We start from the raw sequence: 21,852 nt of genomic DNA on the forward strand, positions 1-21,852 counted from the left end.
CCAGGTGAGCAAGCGACGCCTCACCTGGAACCCGTTGAGATCACTTCATTGGTTCGCCATGAACACCTTCCGTGCGGTCGCCTGCTCCGGCGTCGAAACGTAGGCCTGGCCCACCGCCAGCTGCTCCAGTGCCGCCGACATGTCCTGCCCATCCCTCCCCCGCAGGAACCCGGCCACCGTCCGGCTCTGCGGATAGTTGCATCGGAACGCGACCTTTGTGCCCGCGTTGCTCAGCACGTCCTTGTGGAAGTCGTCCACACCCTGGCTCGCGACGACGACCGCGACGCCGTACTTCCGCCCCTCCTTCATGATCTTCGGGAGGGTCACGTCGCGGGCCAGCCGGTGCGCCTCGTCGAGAACGACCGCCAGGCGGAGCTGCCCGGTCTGCCCCCACCGGAACATCTCCCGGTAGACCTTCCGCAGCACGAACGCGCCGGCGGCGATCTGAACCTGCTCCATCAGGCCGTGGATGTCGAGGACGAGGCCGCGGCGCAGCAGGTCGGCGAAGGTCTGGCCGGGGTCGTCGGTGAAGAGGCCGAAGTCGCTCAGGGGGCGGAGGCGGGCTACGACGTTGCGGCTGCGGCCGGTGGACTCGGCCTCGGTGACGGCGGCGGCGAGCTCGTCCATCGTCGGCTGGCCGGTCGGGGCGGTGAGGCCGCCGTAGCCGTGCTTCTCGTACGCAGCGCGGACGCCCTCGTAGACCACGTTGCGCTGGATCTCCCCCAGCCCGCAGACGTAGCCGATCACCTCCGAGAGCTCCCACGCCGCCTCTCGGTAGCGGCGGGGGTTGTCCAGCTCGAACGGGGAGATCGGGAGGCCCTGGGAGGCGTCCAGCACCGCGGCACCGCCGGCGGGGGCGGCGGCCATGTCGCCGTGGAAGTCCAGGACGAGGGCGGGCAGGCCCTGCTCGGCGAACGAGTTCAGGATCCTGCGGGTCGTCACCGACTTTCCCTGGCCGGGGATGCCGAGCACGAACAGGTGCGGGCTGCCGGCGGTGCTGATCCGCCAGCGGACGTCGGCGGCGTGCCGGTCCTGGCCCAGGACCACGTCGACGACCTGGGGCAACGCCCCGTCCGGGGTCCCAGTTTCAGGCGATGGCTCCCCGGCTGCCGGTGCCCGCGGGTGCGGCGACGGCCGTGGCGGGGTCGAAACCGCTGCAGGGACCGACTCACCACCCGCGGGCGGGGTCACCGCTGGCAGGGGCGACGTGTCCGCGACCCCCGGGTGCGGCATCTGCCCGCGCGGCGACGGCTGCCCCGCGCCGGGCGGTGCTGAGCTCTCCGCCGGTGCCGCAGAAGGCCGGGCACCAGCCGACGAGCTTGTGTCCGGCGCCGCCGAGGAAGGCAGCCCGGTTCGAGCTGCCGACGTCGGGGGCGCACCAGCCGACGAGCCCGCGTTCGGCGCCCCGGAGAGAGGCGCGGGCGGCATCGAACCTGCGGCAGGCGGCCTGGAGCCGGGATCCGGTGACGAGGCATCCGGCTGATTCGACTCAAGGAGAGGCGGCATGGAGGGCCGCGCCGGCGCGGCGCCATCGGGCACCCCACCGCTGGCCGGTGGCGTAGCGATCGGCCGCGGCCGGGGCGACGGCCGCCGCTCCGTGATCGGCTCAACAGCCCGCGCCCCCTCCCGCCGGCTCGGCGTGAACCCGGCAGCCCCGAGGTCCGAGGCGGACAGGACGTGGATCGGCACCCCGCGGTGCTCGCTCGGCAGCCCGGCCTTGTCTCCCAGGTTCACCACGTACCCGCGCCGCGCGATCTCGGGAACGAGCGCGCCGTCCTCGACCCGCTCGACCAGCCGCTCGACATCCATGCGCCGCCGGTCGTCCAGCAGCCCCATGGCGAGGGCCCGGTCGGCGTGGTGGCGCAGGATCCCGCCGAGCCGGGCGCGCTGCAGCTCCGCATCGACGCGCGGCGGGTCGGAGCGGAAGAAGGTCGTGTGCAGCATGTCGACGGTGGCGTCGAGCTGGTCGACCATGTCGTCGACCAGCGCCATCGGCAGGGCCGTGGCTCGGCGGGTCTTGACCTCCACGCAGTCGATCCGCACGGTCCGCGCCGTCGTCCGGACGAGCAGGACGTCGCAGCGCCGCACGGCCTCGTCGCCGGAGCGGTTGTCGCCGAATACCTCCTGGTGGGCGTCGACGGGCACGACGATCGTGCCGTCCAGCTCGCCGCGCTGCCGCAGGTGCGCCATCAGCACGGCGAGGCCGACGGCCTCGGTGGCCAGGCTGGAGCGGGCGACGAGGCGCAGGGCCAGCCGGCCCGACACCACCTGCAGGTGTTCGAGGACCGAGCGGACCGAGTTCTCCTCGGCCATCAGGTCCAGCCCGCCCATCGCGTCGGCGAGCAGCCGTTCGACCTCGCCGCGATGCGCGGTAGTCACGGTCAGGCGGGGGCCGAGGCCGTCGAGGAAGTCCGGGGCGTAGTCGAGGATGTACTCCGGCCCGCTGGTGTAGAAGTCCAGGCCGAGGTTGCGGTCGAGGGTGAGCACCCAGTCGGCGCGGTCGTGGGCGGCCCGCAGCGACGCCAGCTCGCCCTCCCCGAGCCGGGCGGTCAGCGCGGGCAGCCCCTCGCCCTGCTCGAGCGCCGCGCCGAGGGCCGTCTGGTAGGCGCGGTGCGCCTCGACCACGTCGGCGGCGCCCTCGCGGTTGCGGGTGCGCAGCGCCGGCGCGGTGCGCCAGACCGGCGCGTCGGCCGCACGGCGCGTCGGGGCCGGTGTGAGCAGGTTGCGGAACGAGGCGGCCGCGTCGATCGCGCCCGTGCTGTCGACCTGGATCTCGGTGACGGCGAGGTCGGCCACGACGCCGAGGTGCGCGGCGCCGGTGTCGGACGCGAGCCGCTCGTGCGGGCGGACGCTCAGCCCGAGCGGCGGGACGAGGTGCGAGCGCGTGCCGCGGACCTCCTGCGACGCCACGGCGCGCTGCAGGTCGGTCAGGGCGGGCACGGGGTCGGTGAACGAGGGCCGGCGACTGTAGGCGGTGAGGTCGAGCCGGGCCGGCGCCGTCGCGAGACCGTCCTCGTCGTCGGTCTCGGTGAGCACCGACTCCGCCAGCGCGCGGGCGAGCAGCTCGCCCGAGCCCGCGTTGTAGGCGAGCACGCGCAGCGCGTCCTGCCCCGGGTTGGCCGCGCGGTAGGCGGCCACCCGCTCGGCCACGGCCGACGGCGGGAGGTCGGCCGGGACGTCACGGCGGTCCAGGCCCAGCACCTCGAACACCGCCTGCACCGCCGCGCCGGGCTCGGCCTCGGCGGCGTGCAGGTAGACCCCGGTGCCGAGCGTGGCCTCCCGGACGTAGACGAACGGCAGGCCGTCCACGCCGCGGACGGCGAAGGGCAGGTTCGCGGGCGTCACCCGGCGGACCAGCCGCGCGTCCACCGACTGCCGGCGGCGCACGCTGGACCGGCCGACGTCCGCGAGCTCCCGCGCCCACCGCGTGAACGTGGCGTCGAGCTCGACGGCCCAGGCCAGGCGCATCGGGTGCAGCGGCAGCACGAGCGTCGCGGCGATCGGCTGGTGCCCGACGGTGTCGACGGACAGCCGCACGGTGTCGAGGGCCAGCAGCCCGCTGCGGATGTCCGGGTGCACCGTGGAGTCCAGCGCCCGCCGGTAGGACTGGCAGTAGCTGATCACCTCCTGGCGCAGCTCCTCGTCCCACGCGAGCGTCTCGACGACGTCGCGGGGCTTGCGGGCGGCGAGCCGGCCGAACAGGTGGCGGCGGCGTTCGGCGAACGTGGGCGGCAGGATCCCGTCCAGCGGGGAGAAGGCGGCCGAGTCGAGCACCTCGCCGAGCCGGCCGTCCGCCTCCCACGCCATCACGCGGCCGCGTTCGGCGAGCGAGCGGCGCTGCAGGTCGACGAGCGCGGGGCTCAGCGCGAGCTGGACCGTGCGTCGCCCGCCGAGGCGCAGCTCGAAGTTGCCGCCCGCCCACTGCGGCGCGCCCTCGCGGTGGTCGTCCTGCCCCTCCAGGGCCGCCTCGAGCCGGGCCTGGGCCAGTGAGCGGCTGGACGCGCGGCGCCCCGAGGTGGGCAGCGGGTCGTTCTCCCAGCGGACGGCGAACTGCTGGCTCTCGTCGACGGCCTCGTCGCCGTTCTTCAGCAGCACGCGCTGGCCGTCGCGGTCCAGCGCCGTGAGCCGGACGACGAGCAGCGCGCCGTCGGTGAGGTCCTCCTCGGCGATGTCGAGGCGGACGGTGCCACGGGTCTTGTCGCCCTTGACGGTCTGCTTCGCCAGGGGCTCGGTGTCGAGCTCGCGCAGGTCCTCGGGCGGCAGGGCTTCGAGCAGCCAGCGGTGCACGAGCTCGGTCTTCACCGGGTCCGTGCGCCAGGTCAGGGTCACCGAGCCCGGTGAGCCCTCCCCCGTCTCCACGTACGGCAGGTCGCCGGCGTTCTCCTGGTGCAGGCGCGTGCCCGGCCGCAGCGTGCCGTCGTCCTTGAGGAACGGGTCGAGCCGAAGGCTGGTCAGGTCGCCGGGGAGCAGCGTGACCATCGGCCAGTGGTCGAAGCTCAGCGGTGCGGGCAGGGGCTCGGCGAGCGGGGCCGCCCACGACGCCGCGTCCGACAGGTCGACGTCCGGGCGGGAGAGGTAGCGCGCGATCCGGCCGCGGGCCTCGCCCTCCTGCAGCTCGGCGGTGGTGAGCCGGTCGGCCACCGACGCCACGGCGCGGCTCGGGCGGGAGATCGCCCGCACGCAGGCGACGTTGCGCGGGAGGCGGCCGACCAGCGCCGGGCCGCCCAGGTCCGGCACGAGCCCGACGATCCACAGCGCCGCGCCCGCCGTCGCCCAGGTCGGGTCGTCCGCGACGGTGGCGAGGTAGCGGGTCCAGGCCTCGACCGGCTTGCTGCGTCCCAGCTCCCGCGCCACCCGCCGCACGCCGTCGGCCACCTCGGTGTTCGCCAGCTCGGCGAGCAGCTCGTCGCCCGCCCGGGCGAGGAGCTCGGTGATGTCGACGCGGGCGAAGCTGTTGTCCAGCGAGCTGGCGGCCGAACCGCTGCCGACGGGCACCATCAGCACGAGGCGGCGGCGCTTGCGGTTGCGCAGCTCGATCGTGCGCTCGGCCGGGATGGTCAGGCCGTCGGTCTGATCGGCGTGGTCGGCCAGGACGTGCACGTCGGTCGAGCCCGGCGGGAGCAACCCGGAGAGCGCGGAGGCGAGCCGGCCGGCGTCACCGCGACGGACGCTGTCGACGCGCAGGCAGTGCCCGATGCCGTGGTCCTCGAGCTGGGTGGCCAGCAGCCGGGCGAGCACCGCCACGACCTGGTCGGGCAGGTGCGGCTGGGCGGTCGCCGGGGGGAGCAAGGTCGGCGCGGCCATCAGGAGTCTCCGAGGGGGTGGCGGACGACCTGCACGGAGAAGTCGTCGGAGAGGCTGTCGAAGCAGCCGAGCAGCTGCAGTCGCAGCGTGAACGCGTCGAGGTTCGCGCTCGCCGCGGCGCGGGCCTCGGCGCCGTCGAGGAAGGCCGGCGGGCGGTCGATCAGGATGCCGAAGCGGTGCCGCAGCGCGTCGAGCACCTCGCGCAGCGGCATCGTCGGGCGGGTGGTGACGCCGTCCGGCTCGACGAAGATCGCCAGCAACAGGGCGGTGATCAGCTCGTCGGTGGGGGCGTAGCGCCAGGAACGCCGGCTGCGCGTGGAACCGCGCATGACGCCGTAGGGCTTCTCCAGCCCGCCGACGGACCAGAACCAGTTGACCGCGTTCCTGACGGCCTTCGTCTGGTTCACCTGCTCCAGGATGTCGAGCAGCTTGTCGAGCTCGCTGTCCTCGCTCGCCTGCACCCGCTGGAGGAACTCCAGCTCGGGCTCGGAGGCATCGCCCGACGCGGCGGCCTCGGCGACGATGTCGTCGATCCGGCCCATCGCGTAGGTCTCGACGCGGCGGTGCTCGCGCAGCGACGCGAGGTGCACGAGCTTCTCGGCGCTGCTCATCCCGCTGCGGCGCTCGGCCTCGCCGGGAATCCGCGGCAGCGCCTGCTCGATCACCACGAACGCCATGCGGTCGCGGAACGCGAGCCGCACGCGGTCGAGGTCGCGCTCGACGCAGCGCCGCGACATGCGATCGGACTCCGCCCCGAGGTCGCCGGTGAAGTCGCAGTACAGCTCGACCGGCGACGCGGGCGCCGGCCCCGGCTCCAGGTCCGCGGGCCGCTCGCCGGTGCGGAGCAGCTCGCGCGCCGCGGCGTCGGCCCGCAGGCTGGACGTGAACACGCCCAGCGCGAGCAGCGCGGCGAAGCTCGACATCAGCGACGGCACCGGCAGCTCGTCGCCGTAGGCCCGCAGGTGGGCGAGCAGCATCGCGCCCAGGTCGGCGGCGACGCCGGGCAGCGGGCTGTCGGGCGCGGTCGCGTCGATCTCGCGGGCGTCGGCCATCGCGAAGCCCTCGACGAACCGGAACTCCAGCAGCGCCCCGATGTCGAGCCGCTCCGGGTCGGCCAGCTGCGGTTCCCAGCGCGGCTCGGGGCCGATCGCCAGCCCTCGGCCGACGGTCCGCGTGACCAGCTCGCGCAGCTGGGCCCGGGCCGATCCGGAACCGCTCGCACCGGCACCTCGGCGCTCCAGCTCGGCGAGCAGCAGACCGTAGGCGACGTCGTCGATACCGCGGTGCCGGTCTCGCTTCGTGGGCAGGCCCGCCCGGTAGGCGGCCAAGGTCAGCGGCGCGACGGCCAGCATCTGCTCGCCGGACTTCCCGCGGCCGGAGCGGCCCATGTCGACCACGCACGAGCGCAGCCAGCCGTCCAGCAGGGCGAGGTCGTTGTCCGAGGTGAAGCCGCGGACGTGACCGGACGCCAGCATCGCGTCGCGGTAGCCGGCGAAGTCGCTCGCATCCGTGCGCGAGCGGCTGGACCGCCCGCCCTTGACGCACATCTCGAACAGCTGCGGCAGCACGCGGTCGGTGTCGGTGTCGAGCAGCGAGAACACCGTGAGCGGCCGGTACTGGTAGGTCCGCAGCGGGGTGGGCAGCGGGATGCTCACTTCGACCTCCGCACGATCACGCCGCCCGCGTCCACACCGGCGACGAGCGAGCTGCCGGAGCCGTCGACGATTCGGACGGTCTGCGCCGGCTCCAGCCGCAGCCGGTTGCCGAAGCCCTCGATCTCCTGTCGCAGCGCCGCGGACGCGGTGTCACCCAGCACCTCGCCGTCGGCCGAGCGGAACAGCAGCTCGGCGGTGTCGAGCGTGATCCGCAGCCGTGCCCCGCGGCGGTGGCGCAGCTCCAGCTGGTCGGGGAACGACTCGACGAACGGCGCCGCCGAGGTCGCTGCCCGCAGCACGAACTCCGCGGCCGGCAGCTCCTTGACCACGACGATCGAGCGGACCGCCGGGTCGTCGAACGCGCGGTCGCGCAGCGCGAGCTTGCCGACGTCGGGGTAGGCGACGAACGCGAGCACCCGCGACACGCCGAGCAGCATCCGCGGCAGCGCCGAGGCCGGATCGTCCAGCGCGGCGAGGTAGTCGTCGAGGTGCCGGTAGCTGCGCACCTCGGGACGCGTGCCGGCGCCGTCCCACGCGCCGAAGAACAGCGAGCGCTTGAGCCCGGTCATCGTGGCCGTGTCGAGGGCGGCGAGGTCGGGCACCAAGTCCCGGCGGGCGCGGGCGGCGCGGGCGGCACCGGGTGCCGGCAGCACCGCCGGGTCGAGGTCGGCCCACTCGCGCACCAGGTAGTCGCCGCTGCCGGCGTCGAAGGCGAGGTCGAAGGCGCGGCGCCCGGCCGACGGGTCGAGACCGTTCTCGACGTCGTCGTGCACGGCCTCGCACGACGTGTCGCCCGTGATCAGCCAGCCGAACGCGGACCGCACGTCGCGGACGGTGGCGCGCCGGCGCCGGCGCAGGTGGCTGGTGAGCAGCAGCTCCGAGACGGCCCGGCGGGCGCGCCCGGAACGCAGCTGCTCGGCGTTGGCCCGCATCGGGCAGACCTCCCGCGCCTCGCAGCCCTTGCAGATCTCCCAGCGGTGCAGGGAGGTCAGCGAGGCCAGGATGCCGGCACCCAGCGCCGGGCCGTCGAGGTCGGGCAGCGCCAGCGCGCGGCGCTTGAGGTCGACGAGCACGATGCGCGCGTCCGCCTCCGCCGGAGCGCCCCCGCGCAGCTGCCGGTCGAGCTCCGCGGTGATCTCCGGATACCGCTCGCGGTGCTCGGCGCAGAACTGCGCGATGCGGCCGTCGTTGGCGGCCAACAGCACCGTGCGCGGGCCGGGCTCATCGACAGCCTGACTGATCAGGGCGTCCGACGACAGTTCCCCGTGCGACTCGGACGCGTCGTAGACCGCCGCGTAGGTCCGCCCGCCGAGGCGCTTGCGCCAGCCCGCGGCGTCCGCGTGCAGCGAGGTGGCGCCGGCCTGGTCGAGCGCGGCGCCGACGCGCACCAGGAACGAGGTCTTGCCGTCACCCGGGTTGCCCGACAGGACGACGACGTCGAGCCGGCCGTCCACGATCGCGGGGAGGAGGTCGGCGTCGAGGTTGGTGGTCGCGTAGGTGTCGCGGGCGAACTCGTCGTCCAGGCCGCGGTTGCCCGCGTTGCCGATCGCGCTGTGGCGGTACAGCCCGCGCAGCGCGTCGACCGTCGGGTTGACGACGCGGCGCCCGGGCGCGACGGAGGTGTCGCTGGCCCGCAGCACCTTCTGCGCGAACGCCGCGGCGTCGCCCGGCCGCTCCCCCGGCTCGTAGGCGACGGCGGAGTAGAGCGTGTCGAGCAACGCGCGCCCGAAGCGCTGCACGTGCTCGGCCGACGGCGGGATGAGCGTGCGCCGCTCGTCGAGCCCGGCGCCCGCGTACGGGAGGCGACCGAGCATGGCCTGCAGGACCGACGCCGCCGCGCTGTAGACGTCCGCGGCGGGCGACCACTGCCGCCGCGCCCACACCTCGGGCGCGGTGTACGGGGGCGAGCCGACGACGGAATGCGCCGCATCCGCCTTCGCCGCCAGCCCGAAGTCGATCAGCACCGCGCGGCCGTCGGGCCGGACGATGATGTTGTTCGGGCTGACGTCGCGGTGGTACAGCGACTGCGCGTGGGCGTCGGCCAGGCCGTGGAGGACGTCCGCGGCGATGCGACGGGCCTCCTCGCGCTCGAGCGGGCGGCTGCCGGCCACGAAGTCGTGCAGCGTCTGCCCGGGGACGTACTCCTGCACGAGGACGCCGGGCTCCGGGTTGGGCAGCCGGTCGTCCATGCGGGCGCAGTGGTGGCTGCGCAGGATCCACGCGTTCTCGAACTCGGCCTTGGCCTGCTCCGCGCTCACGCGGTCGGGGCGCAGGAACTTCAGGGTGCGGTGCTTGTCGAGGTTGTCGTCGTGGGCCAGCCAGGTGGTGGCCCACGCTCCCTCGCCGAGCTGGCGGACCAGCCGGTACCGGCCCGCCAGCACCGTGCCTTCCCGCAACGGCTGGTCGGGCGCGGACGCCGGTGCCAGGGCCTGCACCGCCGCGGAGGCGGTGAGCCGATCGGTGGCGTCGAGCGAGAGGCAGCGGGCCAGCACGTGCCCGACCTCGGGGTACGCGGCTGCCCGCTGACGCGCGAGGTCGTGGTCGGGCAGGTCGCTCGCGTCGCCGTGCAACCACTGCACGAGGCACAGCGCGAGGCTGTAGACGTCGTCGTCCGGCTGGTGGAACGCCAGCGGGATCCCCGGCGGCCGGAAGCCCGCCGAGGGGTGGTCCTCGTCGAGCGCGGGCGCGATGGTCTGCGCCGAAGGCAGGTGGGCACGGCCGAAGTCGCGGAACCGCACGTGGCCGGCAGGAGTCACCTCGACGCTGCGCAGCTGCAGCGCCCGGTGGGTGATCTCCAGCTCGTGGACGTCGGCGAGCGCGGCGAAGGCGTCGCGCACGAGCGGGACGCCCTGGTTCGACGGCACCCGCCCGGTCGGGTCGTGCCGCGGGCGCGCGGCAGCGGCGAGGCGGCCGAGGCTCGCGCACTCCTCGACGATCACCGGGGTGACGCGGTAGCCGTCCCAGTCGAACCAACCCTGGACGCGCCCGGTGCGGTCCTTGCTCGCCAGCGCGACGAGGGCGTCGTGATCACGGGTGGCCAGCTCGCGGGCCCGCTGCGGGTCATCGACCCCATCGATCGGCACGCACGTGAGCAGCGCCTGCTCCCCCGCCGGGGTGCGGGCCGAGAACACGCGGGAGTTCTCCTGCGGCGGCAGCTCGGCCAGGACGTCGTACTGCAGGATCTGCGGGGGCAGCTGCTCCGGGCCGCGCGGCGGCAGGCCGAGCAGGAAGGCCATCAGCTGCGGGCGCAGCGGCGCCATCGACTTCGGGAAGCCGGCGTCGAGCGCCGTGAGGACGCCCGCGGTGTCGGCCAGCCGCAGCACGACGTGCTCGCCGAGGTCGGCGGTGTCGTCCAGCACCAGGTGGTCGTGCGACATCACGACGTGGGCGAACACCGGGCGCGATCCCCTCGGCAACCCACGCAACGCCTGCGCCCAGCCCGGGACCTTGCCCGTGAGGCGCCCGGCCAGCACCCGCGCCGCGTGGTTGACCTGGCCCACCGGGTTGTGCCGGGGCGCGCCCTTGACGTACCAGGACACCTCCCCGGTGATGACGTGCGGCCCCCACGCCTTCTCCTCGCACACGAACACCGCGCGCTCGCCGACGACCACCAGGTCGAGGTCGACCGTGCCCATCCCGCTGGGCACGTTGCGCCCGGCGACGACGTCCCAGTGCTCGGGCAGGCTCTCGGCCAGCCGGCGTGCCGCCTTCTCCTCGCCCGGGCCGTGCCAGTCGGTGAGGACGTGCAGGCGTGCCACTAGCCGGCCTCCCCGGTGACGTGAACGCGCAGGATTGCCTCATGGGCCGGCGGCATGCCGGCCTCGTCGTCTGTCATCGCATCCCGTCTGCCACCGGCGGCTGGGGTCGCCGGAGTGGTGGAGGAGCGCGGCGATCCGCTGTGACGGCCGTCCCCCTGCCCGTGCTGCTCCAGGAGTCGGTGGCGCACGACGCTGCGTTACTCCCCGCTTCCTCCGCGTGTGTCTCGGAGCAAACCTGGGCCCATGCGAGCGAGGCCGGGGCGATGTGGCGAGCATGATCAGGACTTCGGCGCGAAAACGGGCGGATTCCGCCCGCGAACGCGCCGAACTTCTGATCATGGCCGCTTCACATGAGCGCTGGATCACGTGCAGGTGCCTCGGCGCAGCCCCTCCCGTCGGTCATCGGCATTGACGTCCCTCACACATTGACTGACCATCAGACAAGACCAGTGCTTCCACACGCTCCCCAATGACGAGGAGATCCGTTGGAACCGTCGCTGCTGTCCCTGCTCCCGCCGCTCGTCACCATCGCCTGCGCCATCGCCACCCGCCGGATCCTGATCTCCCTGGCGCTCGGCATCGCCCTCGGCGCCCTCCTCTACGCCCAGGGGAACCTGCTGGTCGCGGCCACCTTCGTGGTCGACGTCGCCGCCGGGCTCGTGATCGACGAGGGGGCGGTGGCGGAGGAGGTCTACATCCTCGGTGTCGTCCTGCTCCTGGGCGTCCTGACCTCGTTCATCCACGTCTCCGGCGGCCTCCTGGCGTTCGCGTCCTGGGCGATCACGAGGGTCCGGACGCGGGTGCAGGCCCAGTTGGTGCCGGTGGTCCTGGGCATCGTGATCTTCTTCGACGACGCGTTCAGCTCGCTGGTCGGTGGCAACGTCAGCCGCTCCATCACCGACCAGCACCGCATCTCCCGCGCGAAGCTGTCCTACCTCGTGGACTCCACGGCGGCGCCGGTGATCATCCTGGTGCCGATCTCGGGGTGGGCCGCGTTCATCGCCGCCACCATGACGGGCATCCTCGACGCCAACGGCGTCACCGGCATCACCGGTTACGAGGCGTTCCTGCAGTCGATCCCGATGAACCTGTACGCGATCACGGCGCTCCTGCTGGCGGTGGCGACGGCGGTCCTCAGCCTCGCCTTCGGCCCGATGCGCCGGCACGAGCAGTTGGCGGTCGACGACGGCGTGCTGTTCGACTCCTCCCGCGGACCGGTGCCCGGCGAGGCCGACCGCAACCTGCAGGCGCGCAGCGACGGCCATGTCGGCGACCTGCTGTGGCCGGTGCTGGTGCTCACCGGCGTCACCGTGGCCTGCGCGCTGTGGATCGGCATCGCCGGCACCGACGGCCCGCTCTCCCCGATGGAGATCCTGGCGAACACCGACGTCATCTTCTCGCTCTTCGTCGGTGTCGTCGTCGCGTGCCTGCTCTCGGCGGGAACGCTGCTGCTGCGCCGCACCCCCGGCGCCCTCGTCGGACGGGCGGCGGTGTCCGGGCTGCGGTCGATGCTGACGGCCGCGGCCGTGCTGTTCCTCGCGTGGATCACCGCCGGGGTGATCTCCGAGCTCGGCATCGGCGAGTACCTGGCCGGGCTGATCGACGCTGCGCTGCCGCTGGCCGTGCTGCCCGTCCTGCTGTTCGCGCTGGCCTCGTTCATCTCCTTCTCGATCGGCAGCACGTTCGGGACGTTCGGGCTGCTGCTGCCGATCGCCGCCGAGATCGCCCTGGCGCTCGACCCCGCCCTGCTCGTCCCCGTGTTCGGTGCCGTGCTCGCCGGCGCCATCTTCGGCGACCACACGTCCCCGCTGTCGGACACGACGATCCTGTCCTCGATCGGCTCGGGCATCCACCTGGTCGACCACGTGACGACCCAGCTGCCGTTCGCACTGGTGGCCGCGGGCGCCTCGGCGGTCGGCTACCTCGCGCTGGGGGTCACCGGGAGCGGCGCCGCAGGGCTGCTCGTCGCCGTGGCGGTGCTGGCCGTCGCGGTCGGCCTGCTCTGGGCGCGCTCGCCCCGGGTCACCGCCCGCCCCGAGGAGAGATCAGGGAGCTGACCTCGAGCTCGCGGCCAGGACCTGGGCGGCGGACGCGCGCGCGACGTCGGCGGCCGTCGCGTCGTGTTCGAGCATCGCGGTGGTGATCGCGCCCTCCATGAGTTGGACGATCTGACGCGCGACGAACTGCGGGTCGGCGACGCCGCACTCGACCAGCAGCTCGGCGACCCACTCGCGGGTGCTGGTCTTGTGCTCGAGGACCGCCCGGTGCGCGGGGTGCTCCGGGTCCGCGAGCTCCACGGTGGCGTTGACGAAGGCACAACCGCGGAAGCTGGGCGTGTCGAACCAACGCCGGAGCGAGTCGAAGATCCCCAGCACCCGCTCGGTGGGTGAGCTGTCGACCCCGAGCCCGTTGCGCAGACGGTCGCGGTAGCGCGCGTCGACGTAGCGCAGGCAGGCGAGGATGAGCTCGTCCTTGGTGGCGAAGTGCTTGTAGAGCGTCATCTTCGCGACGCCGATCTCCTCGATCAGGGTGTCCACCCCGAGCGCGGTGCCGCGCTGGTAGAAGAGCTTCGACGCCTCTTCGACGATCAGGTCCCGCTTGTTGGGCCGCGGGCGACGGTTCATGCGCCCACCTCCGCTCCGTCCGGAAGATCATCCGGTTTCTCGCGCTCGCACGGCCAGGGTCTCACACCTCCGACCCGAGGTGTACAGACTTGTATGGGCAGACAGGTCCGTCTATGTTCGCGGTCACAGCGGCTACGGGAGGCGACCTACGTGCGACACGACGTGACCGTCGAGCACCACGGCACCGACCCGGCCCGCCGTCAGCGAGCTGCCATCGCCCTCGTCCAGGTGCTCGGTCTCGCCGTGTGGTTCTCGGTATCGGCCGTCGTGCCGAGCCTGCGCCAGGACTGGGGGATCTCCACGGCCGGCGCCGTGTGGCTGACCGGGTCGACCCAGATCGGCTTCGTGGTCGGGGCGATCGGCTCCGCCGCGCTGAACCTGGCCGACCGGATCGCCGCCCACGTGCTGCTGGCCGTGAGCGCAGCCTCGGCCGCGCTCTGCACGCTCGTCCTCGCCCTGGCCGTCGACGGGATGGGCGGCGCGATCCCGCTGCGGTTCCTGACCGGTGTGTGCCTGGCCGGCGTGTACCCGGTCGGGATGAAGCTGATGGCGTCGTGGGCCCCAAGTGCGGGCCGCGGCCTCGCCCTGGGTGTCCTGGTCGGGGCCCTGACGCTCGGCTCCACCATGCCTCAGCTCATCAGCGGGCTGGGTGACCTGCCGTGGTCCGCGGTCCTGTTCGTCGCGTCCGCGCTCGGTGGGCTCGGCGCCCTGGTGGCCGTCCTGGTCGTGCGACCGGGCCCGCACCTGTCCGGCAGGTCCGCGCCGCACCCCCGTTACGCGCTGACGATGTTCACCGAGCGCGGCCCCCTGCTGGCGAACCTCGGCTACTTCGGACACATGTGGGAGCTGTACGCCCTCTGGACCTGGCTGCCCGCCTTCCTCCTGGCCAGTTCCGCGGCAAACGCGCTCCCGGGATCCGTCGGGCTGGTCGTGTTCGCGACGATGGGCGTCTTCGGTGCGGTCGGCTGCCTGCTCGGCGGGCTGGGCGCGGACCGGTTCGGGCGGGCGCCGGTGGCGGTGGCCGCGTTGGCCGTCAGCGGAGCGTGCTGCCTGCTCTCGCCGCTGGCCTTCCACGCCACCCCTGCGGTCCTCGTCGTGTTCTGCGCGGTGTGGGGCGCCGCGGTGATCGCCGACTCCGGGGTCTTCTCCACCTCACTCAGCGAGCTCGTCGACCCCCGCTTCGTCGGGACCGCCCTGACGGCGCAGACGGCACTCGGGTTCGCCCTGACGGTGCTCAGCATCCAGCTGGTCCCGTTGCTCGCCGACGCCGTCGGGTGGCAGTACGCCTTCCTCCTGCTCGTTCCCGGTCCCGTTCTCGGCGCGCGCGCCATGCAGACCCTTCGACGCCACCACCACCGGACGCCCCCCGCACCCGTTCAGGAGCCACGATGACCACGACGTCCACATGGCCGCTCGGAAAGCCGGCCGTCGGAGCCACCGCGGAGCTGTCCCGCACGGTGCGCGAGGCCGACATCGCCCTGTTCACGACGCTCAGCGGCGACCGCAATCCCCTGCACTACGACACCCGGGCCGCGGAGTCGTCGCGGTTCGGTCAGATCGTCGTCCAGGGCGGGGTGACGAGCGCCGTCCTCAACGCGGTCGTCGCCGAGGAGCTCCCCGGGCCCGGCACCGTGTTCCTGTCGGTGTCCTGGAACTTCACCGCGCCCGTCCGCCCCGGCGACACCATCACCGGCCGCGTCGAGGTCACCGACGCCCGCGACGACAAGCCGATCACCAAGCTGAGCTGCAGCGTCACCCGGGACGACGGCACCGTCGCCCTGGAGGGCACCGCGGTGTGCTGGACCATGGCGATGCCCGGCTGGGAGGGAAGCGCCCCTGCGTGACGGGCGCCGTCCTCGTCCTGTCGGTACCCACCCCTACCCTTCGGCCACGACTCCAACGCGTAGCCGAGGAGGCACGGGTGAGCAAGCGGAACCGCGAGAAGCGCGCCGCGAAGAAGCGCGCACGCCCGCAGCGGGGCCCCACCCCGCCGCGCGACGAGTTCGGCGACGTCCCACCCTGGCCCGGGGGCGACGAGTACGCCGACCCGCCACCGCCACCATCGGCCGAGCAACTGGCCAACACACTGCTGGCCGTTGCCCGCACCGGTGATCCGGACGAGGCCTCGGCCTGCGCGGCCGAGCTCGCCAACGGCCAGTTCGCCCGCAACCCGCATGCCGTCGGCACGGCCGCGGGCATGATCCTCACGCGCACGCTCGGGGTCATGTGGCGCGGCGGCTGGCTGCCCGCCGACCTCTGGGAGATCACCCGCCGCCGGGTCGACGCCGTGATCGCCGGCCTGCTGGTGGACATGATCGCCGCCGACACCGCGCAGCACGCCGCGCAGACGGTCCACGAGCGGTGGGCCGCGCAGGTCCGGCAGCTCGACGCGGACGTCTGGTGGAAGCGCGACCGGCCGCACCTGCCGCAGTGGGCGCACCGCCACCGCCTCACCGTCGAACACGCCCTCCTCGCCACGATCACGTTGCTCGCCGAGCTCGTCACGCTGCCGCGGCTGCCCCAGATCGTGCCGCCGCCCGGCAGCGCGGTCCAGCACGCCACGGCGGCCGTCGGCGTCGACCAGAAGATCCTCTCGCGGGTGCGCGCGCTGCTGGCCAAGGCCGAGTCCACCCAGTTCCCGGAGGAGGCCGAGGCCCTCTCGGCCAAGGCGCAGGAGCTGATGAACCGGCACGCCTTCGAGCGGGCCCTGCTGGACGCCGACGAGCACCGGCCACAGGCGGCGACGTCCACCCGGCTCTGGCTCGACGCTCCGTACCTCGAGGCGAAGTCGCAGCTCGTCGCCGCGATCGCCGCGGCCAACCGATGCAAGGCGGTCTTCCACCCCGACCTCGGCTTCGTCGCGCTGATCGGCGACCAGCTCGATCTCGACATCACCGAAGTGCTGGCCACGTCCCTGCTGGTCCAGGCCACGCGGGCGATGGTCGCCGAAGGCAGCCAGACCAGCCGCACCGGCACCTCGCGCACCCGGTCCTTCCGGCAGTCCTTCCTCGTCGCCTACGCCGCCCGCATCGGCGAGCGGCTGCAGGAGGCGGCCGGCACGGCAGCCGAACCGCAGGCCGACGAGCGTCTGCTCCCCGTGCTGGCCGACCGCTCCCGTGTGGTCGAGGAGACCTTCCAGGAGATGTACCACCACACCGTGCAGAAGGCGGTGTCGGTCACCAACGGCGCGGGCTGGCACGCGGGCCGGGCGGCCGCCGACCGTGCCGATCTCGACATCGAGCGCTCCGCGGTGTCCGCATGAGCCGGCAACCGCAGGCGGAAGCGCAACGCAGCACCGGCTACGCGGTGCGGCCCGCCCGTCCCCACGAGCTCACGGCGGCCGGTGAGCTGTGCGTGGCCGGCTACCGCGCCGACGGGTTCCTGGCCCACGGCGGCGCCGACCACTACGAAGCCGTGCTGCTCGACGCCGCGGGCCGTGCCGCAGAAGCCGCGGTGCTGGTGGCCGCCGAGCCCGACGGCCGGCTGCTCGGCACGCTCACCTGGTGCCCGCCGGGCTCCGGGCTGCGCGAGCTGGCCACCCGCCCCGAGCAGGGCGAGTTCCGCATGCTGGCCGTTCATCCCGCCGCTCGTCGCCGTGGCGTCGCCCGCGCCCTGGTCGAGCACTGCCTGGCCGACGCCCGCCGGCTGGGCCTCACCGAGCTGGTGCTGTCGTCGATGCCGGAGATGACGGCCGCGCACGCCCTCTACGTGAGGCTGGGCTTCCGCCGGGCCACCGAACTCGATTGGAGCCCGGTGCCGTCGGTGCACCTGTGGGGATTCCGCCGGGCGCTGGCCTAGCAGGCCGACGCCCCTGGCACCCCCTCCGAGCAGCCCCGTCTCGTCCGACCGATGGGTTTCGGTCCGGCCGCCGGTCACCACCGGCGGCACTGGGGCGCGCGATCGCGCGCCCGGCGCACGGCAGGTCAAGAGGGCCTACGACCCGGCCAACGTCTTCCACCGCAATCACAACATCGCGCCGCTGCCGTAGCGGGATCTCAGCCGACAGGGCTGACCGACTCGATCCCGGCCACCGTGAACTCGCGTTCCGCGGAACGCAGGTGGCACCACGCGTGCAGCCACCGCCCGTGCAGCTGCTGCGGCCGGATCTCGCGAACCGTGCGGTTGCCGGCCTGGTTCCGGTAGACGATTCGCACGTCGCGGTCGTGGTCGAGCGCGTCGGCGAGCAGCGCCACCTCGGCCGCATCGAGCTCGGCGTCGAGGCGGGCGAGCTCGACCTGCGCCGGGCTCTCCCGCGGCGGCTCCGGGGTGTCGGTGAGCAGCCGGGTGGCCAGATCCGCCGCAGCCACCCGGGCCCTCGTCCTCGGCGCCGTGGTCTCCGGCGCCGGATCCGCGGCGCGCTCCGGCAGGACCACGACGCCGTCGGCGTCCTCCGGCATCGGCGCGAAGCCCGCCGCGCGCAGCATCGACAGCACCTCCGCCACGTCCGCCGCGGTGGCCAGCACCGTCGGCGCGAGACGGCGCAGCTGCAGCGACCGCAACGAGCGGGTGTTGACGATCTCGCTGATCTCCGCCTCCGTGCCGGTGACGCACGTCCGGACCTCGCGTACTCGCACCGCGCCGTGGCGGCGGGCGACGTCGCCGAGCAGGTAGTCCAGGGGTTGCGGCAGCGGGCGGTCAGCGGCCGCGACGAGCCCGGCGCGCAGCTCGTCGGCCGTCCAGCCGGCGTCGAGGGCCGCCCGCACGCTCGCGGGCGTGAATCGCCAGGTCGTCGCGGCACCAGGGGACTCCGGGGTGGCCGCGGCGGCCAGCAGGCGAGCGGCCGCGGCGCTGGTCTGGCCCGACACCACCGCGGTCAGGTCGGACTGGAGCACGAGCAGCCCGGGCGCGGCCGGCAGCAGGTCGGCGCACCGCCGCGCCAGCTCGTCCGCGGCGTCCGGACGGCCCGCCACGGCGACGAGGTGCTCCCCGAGCTCCGTCAGCCGGTCGGCGGTGACGACCCCGAGGAACTCCCCCTCGAGCCGCGCCGCCGCGAGTTTCCGGGAACAGCGCTCGTCGTCGTAGCTGTGGAGTGGGCAGAACCAGTCGATCTGCTCGCCTGCCGCCCGAAGCGATCGCCCACCCGCGGCGGCCCGCAGCAGCGCCCGGCGCAGCAGTCCCGCGCCGGAGACCATCGGCACGGGCGGAGCGACCTCGCCGTCCGCGGTCTCGCGGCTGGTCGGCGCCACGTCGAGGGCGAACCAGGCGAGCGCGCTGCGCGCCCAGCGGACGCCCGGGTCGGCCTCGCGCCAGCCGTCGTAGGCATCGGTAGGGGCGTAGCCCTCCCTGGTCTGCGCGAGCAGGCCGGTCGCGGCGGCGACGTCGATCCACAGGGCCGGCTCGGCCAGGCCGAGCCGCTTGGCGAGCCGCATCCGTTCCCGCGCGCCGACGCCGCCCTTCTTGATCGGCGCGAGCGGGCGGTGGCGGGCCTCGTCCAGCAACGTGGTCAGTGCGCGCAGCCCGGCTTGGGCGCCGGCCTGACCATCCGCGGCGGCCTGATCCGCCGGCGGGAGCGACGGCGGCCCGGTGATGCCGGTCATCCCGTCGAGGAGGATCAAGAGGGCCACCTCGCGCGGTAGGGCCGGCTGGTGGGAAGACCCGTCGAGGAGCAGGCCCGCGCGAACCAGCTCGGTGGTCGGATCGTCCTGACGGCCGAACCCGCTGTAGACGACCTCGCCGCTCACGAGGCGCGCGAGGTGCTGCAGCGCTGCGGGCGAGCGATCACGGACGGCTCGGGCGACGGTCTCCGGATCGGTCAGCAGCGTTTCGAGCCGCGCGATCAGCTCAGGCTTGCGCAGCCCCTCGGGATCGGAGCCCAGCCCGGCCACGGCCGTCCGCAGGTGCTCGACGTAGGAGTTCCGGGCGATGACCGCGAGCGGCCGGAGCGGGCCGAAGTCGGCCCCGAGGTGCTCCGCGAGGCGCGGCGGCAGACCGAACCGCCCGCGGACCTCCCACGCCAAGCCGCGGGCGCACAGCACGCCGACCACATCGCGGACGTCCGCCTCCGGAACACACAGCCTCTCCGCGAGCGTGGCCGGCTCCATCTCCCCCAGCACCGCGACGACCCTGGCGACGGCGAGCTCGTCACGGTTGATCCGCTGCAGGGCCTCCGACAGGGAGTCGACGCCGTTCAGTCGCTGCGCGAGCTCCTCGAACGTCCGCGGCACCGGCTCGACCAGGACATCGGGGCGCTGCTCGAGGAGCTGGGTCATCCGGGCCGGATCGAGGGCGGCGAGGTGGGTGGCGAGCGACACGACCGCGATCGCACCACGGCGGCATCCACCGTCGACATCCGACCTCGACACCCGACCTCGACACCCGACCTCGACACCCGATCTCGACGAGGAAGGCCAGCCTTACTTAAGCTCTCGCGCATGTCCCCGACCGTGCTCGCCCGACCCCTCGTCACCGATGCGACCCGCCGCGAGTTCCTGGCCCTCCTCGGCGCCGCCGGGCTGCTCACCGCCTGCTCGTCCGGCCCCGCGGACGGTCCCGCCGCCCCGGCCACCCGCACCGTGACACACCCGCTGGGCACGGCCGAGGTTCCGCTGGCGCCGACCCGCGTGCTCGCGCTCGACCGGCGCGCGGCGCTGTCGCACCTGCTCGCGCTCGGCATCACGCCGCTCGGGGCGCTGACCTCCGAGAGCATCATCGGCACGCCGTTCCCGCCGCTCGTGGCCGAGCAGACGCGGGACGTGACCGTGATCCCCACGGCGGGCGGCGCCGACGACGTCAACCTGGAAGCCGTCGCCGCGCTCGAGCCCGACCTGCTGATCGGCTGGACCGGCGGGATCGAGGAGCAGTACACCGCGCTGTCGGGGATCGCGCCGACGGTGGCGATCGACGTCGACTTCACCGACGCCTCGGTGAGCCTGCGGGCGATCGCCGCGGTGGTGGGTCGCGAGGCCGAGGCCGACGCCCTGATCACCGCGTTCGACGAGCGGCGGGCGGCGCGGCTGGCCGAGCTCGGGGACATCGGGGCCGTCTCGATCGTCCTGGGCATCGGCGGCCAGCAGTTCCGCGTCTACCAGCCGACGGGCTCGTCCGTGGCGCGCTGGCTCGCCGAGGCCGGCGCCCGGATCGTCCCGGAGATCGGCGCGATCAGCGGCGAGCCGTACGGCGACGGCGAGTTCGTGCTGATCAGCCCGGAGAGCCTCGGGCAGGTCACCGGCGACACGATCGTCGTCATGACCAACACCGGCCCGGCGGGCGAGGCGGCGGTCGCCGAGCTCGAGGGCTCGCCGCTGTGGCCGACGCTCCCGGCCGTGCAGGCGGGGCGGGTCGTGCGGATCAACTCGCAGGAGTCGGTGGGCTCCTACGGGTTCCAGGGCTACGACGCCGTGCTCGACAGCCTCGTCGACCAGTGGACGGCGCTCGGGGCGCGCTGAGCAGGGCCATCAGCTCCGCCATCTGCTGCCGGACCGGCACCACGGCCGGACTTCGTGATCTGCGCGACGGGTGCCGTGGCAGGGCCGGAAGCGCCGACCAGAAGCCCTGGTCATCGATCGGGCGCACGGGCGGCCGTATCCGGCCGTTCGTGCACCCAACCGATGATCACCGCAGCGCCAAGCAATCTGGACAGCAGCTTGTTCGCACACCATCAGCGAAGCGCGTTCAGCTCGTCGAGGGCGCGATGGCCGCGCTCGACGACCCCGGGAACGGCATCACCGCGCCCGTGACGGATGGGGATCTCGAGCATGTGGAGGATCTGTGACGCTACGAGCACCGCCGCCCCCTCCCCGCCGACCAGGTCCAGGATTCTCGTCCACAGCCGCGTTCGGACACCGTCCAGCAGCGGATCCTGGAACGTGTACCACGCGAGGGTCATGAGATCGGTCGCCCGCGTGCCGCTACCTGCGTTCCCGATATCGACGACCGCCACCACCGCTCCGTCACGGACCAGGACGTTGCTGGGGGTCGAGAGATCGGTATGGACCATGTCGGGTGCCTCCCGTGGTGGTGCGACGTCGGCACACACGAGCCGCAGGCGCTCGACCAAGACCGACACCAGGGAGGAATACCCCGAGAGCCCGGCCATGGACCGGCGGAGACGCGACTGCTCCGGCGTCTCGTCGAAATCCGGCCCGGCGACAGCCGGTTCCTGACCGGTGGCGACCCGCCAGGCGTAGGACCAGTGGTCGTAGGGCTCGGAGGCTTGACCGGCCTGGAGCTCGATGATCTCCATCAGCTGCTCGACGAGGGACGGGGTCAGCGCTGACGCGGGAGCCGCGTCAACGAAATCCATCAGATGCCATACATGAGTAGCTGTGGCCCCCACTCCGAGCCAGGCCGGGGTGGGATAGCCGCGCCCGCGCATGTGCTCGACGATTCTCTGGGCGCGCAACGTCTCGTCCAGGTGGTCGGAGTGTGCGCGGGGCACTGCCTTGAGCACTGCATGTGGCATTCCGGCCAACCGGACGCGCACGGCACCCCCGTTGACGCCTCCGGTCAGGCGGTCGAGAAGAGTGACCTCTGTCCCGATCACGCCGGCCACGTCGTCCAGGACCTCGGCCG

Annotated in this window: 13 protein-coding genes; 7 read left to right on the forward strand and 6 right to left on the reverse strand. The window is 73.7% G+C overall.

The features are described 5' to 3' along the window. Positions 1-45: 45 nt before the first annotated feature. The 3 genes from CFP66_RS50165 to CFP66_RS24225 are packed head-to-tail and all read right to left on the reverse strand — an operon-like array spanning position 46 to position 10,717. Positions 46-5,304 carry a helicase HerA domain-containing protein gene (locus tag CFP66_RS50165; RefSeq protein ID WP_198961638.1) on the reverse strand — a complete coding sequence of 1,753 codons (5,259 nt, stop codon included), beginning with the start codon at positions 5,302-5,304 and terminating at the stop codon, positions 46-48. Then, positions 5,304-6,959 (reverse strand): hypothetical protein, encoded by a 1,656-nt coding sequence (locus tag CFP66_RS24220; RefSeq protein ID WP_094927442.1) that lies wholly within the window; start codon positions 6,957-6,959, stop codon positions 5,304-5,306. The genes CFP66_RS50165 and CFP66_RS24220 overlap by 1 nt, the downstream gene beginning before the upstream one ends. After that, positions 6,956-10,717, reverse strand: coding sequence for a protein kinase (locus tag CFP66_RS24225; RefSeq protein ID WP_094927443.1), 3,762 nt, complete (start codon positions 10,715-10,717; stop codon positions 6,956-6,958). Before CFP66_RS24225 ends, CFP66_RS24220 begins: the two co-directional genes overlap by 4 nt. 485 nt (positions 10,718-11,202) lie before the next feature. On the opposite strand from CFP66_RS24225, the gene CFP66_RS24230 reads away from it, so the two are divergent. Beyond that, positions 11,203-12,774: a Na+/H+ antiporter NhaC family protein gene (locus CFP66_RS24230; RefSeq protein WP_094927444.1), complete on the forward strand. Its 1,572-nt coding sequence runs from the start codon at positions 11,203-11,205 to the stop codon at positions 12,772-12,774. Here CFP66_RS24230 and CFP66_RS24235 read toward each other — a convergent pair. Then, positions 12,763-13,341, reverse strand: coding sequence for a TetR/AcrR family transcriptional regulator (locus CFP66_RS24235; protein ID WP_094927445.1), 579 nt, complete (start codon positions 13,339-13,341; stop codon positions 12,763-12,765). The genes CFP66_RS24230 and CFP66_RS24235 overlap by 12 nt on opposite strands. A 150-nt stretch (positions 13,342-13,491) precedes the next feature. Here CFP66_RS24235 and CFP66_RS24240 point away from each other — a divergent pair, with 150 nt between their 5' ends. The 5 genes from CFP66_RS24240 to CFP66_RS50385 all read left to right on the forward strand — a co-directional run bounded on the left by CFP66_RS24240 (position 13,492) and on the right by CFP66_RS50385 (position 17,329). After that, positions 13,492-14,733, forward strand: a complete 1,242-nt coding sequence (locus CFP66_RS24240; protein ID WP_233159676.1) for an MFS transporter — start codon at positions 13,492-13,494, stop codon at positions 14,731-14,733. Beyond that, positions 14,730-15,185 carry a MaoC family dehydratase gene (locus CFP66_RS24245; protein ID WP_094927447.1) on the forward strand — a complete coding sequence of 152 codons (456 nt, stop codon included), beginning with the start codon at positions 14,730-14,732 and terminating at the stop codon, positions 15,183-15,185. The genes CFP66_RS24240 and CFP66_RS24245 overlap by 4 nt, the downstream gene beginning before the upstream one ends. 77 nt (positions 15,186-15,262) lie before the next feature. Then, the gene (locus CFP66_RS24250; RefSeq protein ID WP_094927448.1) at positions 15,263-16,603 is read left to right on the forward strand and encodes a DUF2786 domain-containing protein; all 1,341 of its coding nucleotides are present in this window, start codon (positions 15,263-15,265) and stop codon (positions 16,601-16,603) included. Next, on the forward strand, positions 16,600-17,139 hold the full coding sequence (locus CFP66_RS24255) for a GNAT family N-acetyltransferase (protein ID WP_094927449.1): 540 nt from the start codon (positions 16,600-16,602) through the stop codon (positions 17,137-17,139). The genes CFP66_RS24250 and CFP66_RS24255 overlap by 4 nt, the downstream gene beginning before the upstream one ends. A gap of 13 nt (positions 17,140-17,152) precedes the next feature. Continuing rightward, on the forward strand, positions 17,153-17,329 hold the full coding sequence (locus CFP66_RS50385; RefSeq protein ID WP_369805152.1) for a BBE domain-containing protein: 177 nt from the start codon (positions 17,153-17,155) through the stop codon (positions 17,327-17,329). Between the two features lie 7 nt (positions 17,330-17,336). Here the strand turns inward: CFP66_RS50385 and CFP66_RS24260 are convergent, their stop codons facing one another. Next, on the reverse strand, positions 17,337-19,592 hold the full coding sequence (locus CFP66_RS24260) for a helicase-associated domain-containing protein (RefSeq protein ID WP_233159678.1): 2,256 nt from the start codon (positions 19,590-19,592) through the stop codon (positions 17,337-17,339). A gap of 120 nt (positions 19,593-19,712) precedes the next feature. On the opposite strand from CFP66_RS24260, the gene CFP66_RS24265 reads away from it, so the two are divergent. Further along, the gene (locus CFP66_RS24265) at positions 19,713-20,726 is read left to right on the forward strand and encodes an ABC transporter substrate-binding protein (RefSeq protein WP_094927450.1); all 1,014 of its coding nucleotides are present in this window, start codon (positions 19,713-19,715) and stop codon (positions 20,724-20,726) included. A gap of 212 nt (positions 20,727-20,938) precedes the next feature. Here CFP66_RS24265 and CFP66_RS24270 read toward each other — a convergent pair whose 3' ends face one another. After that, positions 20,939-21,832: a phosphotransferase family protein gene (locus tag CFP66_RS24270; RefSeq protein WP_233159680.1), complete on the reverse strand. Its 894-nt coding sequence runs from the start codon at positions 21,830-21,832 to the stop codon at positions 20,939-20,941. Between the last annotated feature and the right edge of the window lie 20 nt (positions 21,833-21,852).

Source organism: Pseudonocardia sp. MH-G8 (assembly GCF_002262885.1).
In the GTDB taxonomy this organism is placed as follows: Bacteria; Actinomycetota; Actinomycetes; order Mycobacteriales; family Pseudonocardiaceae; genus Pseudonocardia.